Consider the following 6,120-nt stretch of genomic DNA (forward strand, 5'->3'; position numbering starts at 1 on the left):
GCTGTTTATTCACCTAATTTATAAGTATTCATAAGGATTTCTTGTAAGTGCTTTTCAGTCAATTTTTTAGAAAAATTCATATTTCTATTCCCCGCTTTTTACAATAAAAACCCCCTGTACTTCTAACAAGTACACGGGGTTTTCCATTTATATAATTTTCCCTACTTACCTCACTATCTAATTCGTAGCCATTAGGGTTATTGACTTGCCATCTCCATGTATCTTCACACATCTCTTCAATACCTTTATTTGCCGTCCATCCTAATTCATTTTTTGCCTTTGATGGATTTGAATAACATAACCCTATGTCACCTGGACGGCGATCGACAATACGATATGAGATTTTCCTTCCAGATACTTTCTCGAAAGCCTCGACCATTTCTAATACACTATAACCTCTCCCAGTGCCAAGGTTGTATGCCTCAACACCTTTCAAAGCCAAAACCTTTTCGAGAGCTCGTAAATGCCCAATTGCTAAATCAACTACATGGATATAATCTCTAACACCAGTTCCATCCTCAGTTGCGTAATCATTACCAAAAACCTTAAGTTCATTAAGCTTACCAACTGCGACCTGTGAAATGTATGGAACTAGATTGTTTGGAATACCATTTGGATCTTCACCAATTCGACCACTTTTATGTGCACCAATAGGATTGAAATAACGCAAAAGGGCAACACTCCATTCATGGTCAGATACAAACAAATCTCGTAAGATGTCTTCAATCATCTGTTTGGAACGACCATACGGATTTGTTGCCCAAATTTGTGAGTATTCAGATAGAGGTACACTTTCCGACATTCCATATACAGTAGCTGAAGAACTAAAAACTAACTTTTTGACTCCATAGCTTTTCATTACTTCACACAATTGAAGAGTACCAGTAATGTTATTATGGTAATACCTAAGCGGTAGAGTCACAGACTCTCCAACTGCCTTTAAGCCCGCAAAGTGAATTACGGCATCAATCTCATTTTCAGAAAATATCTCATCTAATGCACTCTTATTAAGTAAATCTGCTTGATAAAACTTAAAATCCTTTTTTGAAATCTCACGAATACGGTTTATGGCCTCTGGCTTACTATTTGAGAAGTTATCCACCACTATGATTTCATAACCTTCATTCAATAATTCCACACAAGTATGACTGCCAATATAACCAGCCCCACCAGTAATTAAAATTCTCATTATTTATCCCTCCTAGTTCCCAACTATTCTTTATAAGCTTTTTCACATTTTTATTAGACATAACTGAATTAATCATTTTATTAAAAAAAACATCTCAATTAACTATTGAGATGCCCTTTTTAATATAAGTTTTAATTATCTATACAATCAACAATTGTACCTTTTAATAAATAATTATATATCTAGCTAATTTAAGATATTCAGTAAAAAGCACATTTCTACTCGCCTTATTTTCCCACCATTTTTTCGGATTAAAGGCTAAGAACTTTGATGAAGAGTAAGATAATTTTATATCGGAACCTTTATATACCTTGTGAAAGATGAATTTACTTCGCAACATATGATATTCACTTGTTACTACAATTACAGAATTAAGTTGTTTTTTTTCATTAGCATCATTGAATACAAAGCATTGGTATACGTGTTAACTGCCTTATTTTCAAGGATAATTGAACTTTTTGGTATTCCATCTTCCATATCCAGCCTTAAATAATAAAATTCCTTTTTCTAACCTTCCATTATCAATACTTAGTACAATAATTGCGTTTGATTTTTGCGACATATCCTTTCCAGCTAGTAATTTACCTGCATTAATACAAAATATCATTAAAGAAAATAATAGAATTAATGTTACAATCAATAAATATTTAAACCTTTTCCTTTTATTTTTCATATTGGTTCACCAATACCATTTGGATACTATTTATCTAAAAAAATCCTATTAAAATCTACCTAAAAATACCACTGTAAATTAATTCCTTTTGAGTTAATAAATCATATTAAGTTATTTATCATTGTTTAATACACTTCTTACTATACGAACACTATTAAAAATAAAACCAAACTTACGTAGCTTTCTTTTTAATAAATACCTAGAGATTTCATGTCTTAATTTTTTATGAATTCTCGGACAATTTTTATGTACCCAATCAAACATGTAATTAAAATCTTGGGAGTCTTTAGCAGAGTTTACAAGGAAATATGAAATTGTACTATGAGCATTATAATCAAACCAATCATCCATTTGATTTTGATCATATCTATATTGCTCTATTGCCATGTTTTTAATATCCATTTTCTCCTCTAAATTTTGCACTATAAATTCACGACTACAACTAAAAGTTATATTATCTCCATGTATTCTATAAACGCCAGCTATAACATCAATAAAACCAGCATCTCCTACTAATAATGAACGTAAATAAATCGAAGCATCATTTACCATTTTCATATCTACTAAATTCATTTTTATAAGGGCTTCTCGTTTAAACAGAGTAGTTAAAGTAGATGCCGGCTTTGGATATCCTGGTTTTTCGAATCTCATAAAATACTTTTCCCCATTAATTACTTCGTTAAAATTCAATGACGAGGTTTTAAATTGGTTAGTTCTTGAATACTCAAAAAAAACATTTGCTGCAACAAAAGATACATCGTGATGTTTAATATGAAAGTTTACTGCCTTACTTATATAATTCATGTCAACAAGATAATCATCATCGTCAAAAAAAAGTACGTATTCCCCATCGGCAAATGCATTAAAAGCTATTCTACGGTTATTTCCTGGCCCCATGTTTTTTGCATTTCTCATATATATTACTTTCCGTTGCGTTGCGTAGATCTCTTCCATCATATTTTCCGTACCGTCATTAGAATAGTCGTCTATTACGATTATCTCAATATTCGGATAATCCTGTTGTAGAAAACTCTCTATGGCTTGCTTAAGATAATTTTTACGATTATATGTTGTTATAATAACACTAACTTTTGGATGATTGATTCTACTTGGTAAAATTGCAGTTTTTTCAATGCACCCTATCTGGTCACATAAAATTTTAAGGTTTGTTAAGAATTTCTCCCTCTCCGTTTTATTAATCAAAAATTGTTTTTCTAAATATAAATTAAGAACTCCATTTGAAACCTTTCCCTTTATATAAGAATGAATTAATTCGAATAGTGTTCCTATAGAATCATTCTTACTACTCTTTAGTTCTTTTTCTTTAAGATAGCTAATTTCATCTATTAATTCATCAAAACTTAATAACCCATTTTTTGACTTATTGAAATATTCATTAATAGATTCAATTAATATGTGACAGGTTTTTTGCATTTCACTTTCAATATTCATAACTATCCCCCAAAATTAGTATTACACGTTTTATGTTAGGACCAATAGAATAAGCTTGATTTTATGCTTTAAGCCTTCTACGTATTTATTTATAATTTTTATTGGCTGTTAATTTTTTCGATTTAAATATTAGAGTTTTTCTTTTTCCTAAAATCCTATTAAAATAAATTTTAAGATAGACTTTTGAATATTTATAAACCTCTTTTTCTAACCAAGTGCTTAAAACTAAAAATAAGGGAATTATAATAGCACTTAAAATAATGCCCCAGAGTATAACACCCATGTATGATGTTGGATTTATATTAATAATGTTCGCAATAAAGATAATTCCTATAAATAAGCCAGCATTAAGTAACCATCTTTTTATAGTTATTAAAGGACTGCGATTCAAGATCTTCCTATTTGTATAAATAACCATATCTATAGACCGATATAATAAAGCAGCAATAGTGCCAATTAACACTCCGTATATTCCAAGAAAATTAACAAATACAAGAGACAAGACCAGATTAATTGCTGTTTCTAATAAAGAACGGTTTTGCGTCAATTTAAAATGCCCTGCTATATTTATTGCATTGCCAGCAGGGGAACGTACATAACTTAATAGTTTTAGTGAGACAAATAGAATTGGAAGCCAAGTATCAATATAATTAGTATCATTTAGCCCCTCTGTGTATAATTTGACAAAGGGTAAAATTAAAATAAACGTAACTGCAAATAAGGAAAAAACAAAAGCAAGAAAATAAATCTCATATAAATCATAAAATTTCTTATATTTTTCCTTACTCTCATGATAGGTTTGTCCAAGTGCAAATGTTATACTGCTATTAACAGTATATATAACGTTATCAATCATACTAAAAATCAAATTATAGATTACATAAACGCTAACAACCTTCAAATCGCAAAAGATTGTAAGCAATAGAATATCAGTATTTGTAAAGATTAATGATGAAATTTGATGGATCAGGACTGAACTTTTTTGCTCAATTGCTTTTAGATTAGGTTTAACTCGTAAGTCAAGCCAGCTATAATTTTTTCTAATATAAATTTGAAATGCTATTGATTGTAATATTGTTATAGCAAAGAATGAAACTTGAATGGCTACAATGCTAAATTCTAATAGTAACAATGTTATTTTTAAGATACTAATTAATATATTAAATATTGTAACAATAGATGTATTTATGTACCCTTTTCCTTCAGCATTTAGTAATATGGTATATTTCCCTTGAAAATAATATCGTATTACACCACCCATACCTGTTAACAAAATAATAGTAACAATGGTTAAATCATTTAAACTTGACTTAATAATAAACGGATAAATTATTGCAAATATTATTACAGAGAAAAAATAATATACACCTGTTTTTTTATAATAATTTGAAGTAGCAGCTAAAATTGAATTAATATCTCTTTTGTCATCAATTGAAATCGGCTTATATAAAGCTTGCAATGAAGCAGCACCAACACCAGCTTCTAAGAGAGACATATAAACAAATATTTGCCCAATCGATGCCATAAGTCCATTAGTTTCAGATCCGAAATTAACCAGGAAAAGCCTAGGTAAAACAATACCTAAGGCCATCGTAATAAGTTGACTTCCGATGCCAAATACTAAATTATAAAAACTTCGTTTAGCTTTCATATTTACTCCTTAAATAATGTGGATAACTTAAACACTTATAACTCAAACTTTTGAAAATTATTAGTTCTTATTAAGACTTAATAGTTTCTTTGATAAGTTAAGGAATGTATCTTTATTTATGTATTCATCTAACTTTTCAAAATGCAACTCTGCATTCTTAACCTGTTTTGAGACATCAATTAAATTTGTTTTATAACATTCAAAAACTTGTTCTGGTGTAACATTTTGAATTTTATTAAAATCTGTATAAAAACAATTAAATCCTACATCCTCAATAACGTTAGTCATTTTTTTACTATATACTATAGGGAATACTGGTTTATCATAAACCCATCCCAAAATCATTGAATGAAATCTTGTTGCTACAACAAATTTGGATACTGCTATTTTACTTAATGCCTCTTCAATATTTATAGTATAAAAATAATTTTCAACTTTACTTAAGTACTGTTTTGGAATTAACTTCATTATGTTTTCAATGGCTACTTCATCATCTTCATGCTTACAAAATGACATAAGAGTTACAGTAAAACCTTTGTCTATAAAATATACTGTAATATCTTTAATCTTCATGTAATATATTTCATCGTAATCCTTAAGGTGCTTTCTGTATGATGGCTTAATTACAGAAATAACAATGTTGTTAGTATGTTCTTGAAGATCTTTTTTTTTTAACTGAAATATTATATCATCTGCCATCCTAACATTTGGTAAATCTTTAAACATATTGTATGAATACTTTTCCCTAAAACATATATCTGTAAATTCATTAAATAGTGCCTTGTGCTTTAGATAATATTCTTTCTCATGATAGGGTCCAAAATTTGCTCCTAAGAGGAAAAAAGGTTTATTTTTTAGCTTTTTATTTTGTGTATATCTGTGAAAATAATCTTTCCAATTTTCTCCTTGGATAAAGAGGGACCCACCAATTAAGACTCCAGCCTCACAACTCTTAGCTAATATACTTTCAAAGTAGTTAGTTACTTTGAATATCCTGAAAATACGATTTATAATTCTTTTAAATATTGACTCAGAAGAGTAACATCTTAAATTCCTAATATTCTGAAAACATTTTTTATACTTACCTGGTGCATATAAAACAAACTGAGTCTTAGGAAATCTTTCACATAACACTTTAATAAATAAATCATCACC

The 6,120-nt window shown here is 29.1% G+C and carries 5 protein-coding genes; all 5 read right to left on the reverse strand.

The features are described from left to right. Positions 1–76: 76 nt before the first annotated feature. Positions 77–1,189 carry a UDP-glucose 4-epimerase GalE gene (gene galE / locus AC3WR0_RS13635; protein WP_492552820.1) on the reverse strand — a complete coding sequence of 371 codons (1,113 nt, stop codon included), beginning with the start codon at positions 1,187–1,189 and terminating at the stop codon, positions 77–79. A 439-nt stretch (positions 1,190–1,628) separates the two neighbouring features. Continuing rightward, complete coding sequence (locus tag AC3WR0_RS13640; protein ID WP_492552821.1) at positions 1,629–1,862, reverse strand: hypothetical protein; 234 nt, start codon at positions 1,860–1,862, stop codon at positions 1,629–1,631. A 111-nt stretch (positions 1,863–1,973) separates the two neighbouring features. Then, complete coding sequence (locus AC3WR0_RS13645) at positions 1,974–3,314, reverse strand: glycosyltransferase family 2 protein (protein ID WP_492552822.1); 1,341 nt, start codon at positions 3,312–3,314, stop codon at positions 1,974–1,976. A gap of 85 nt (positions 3,315–3,399) precedes the next feature. Then, entirely contained in the window at positions 3,400–4,965 is a 1,566-nt protein-coding gene (locus AC3WR0_RS13650; protein WP_492552823.1) for an MATE family efflux transporter, read from the reverse strand. 60 nt (positions 4,966–5,025) lie between these two features. Next, positions 5,026–6,120, reverse strand: a 1,095-nt coding sequence (locus AC3WR0_RS13655; RefSeq protein WP_492552824.1) for a polysaccharide pyruvyl transferase family protein, incomplete at its 5' end; no start/stop codon positions are given.

Source organism: Neobacillus sp. FW104-15D2 (assembly GCF_058790155.1).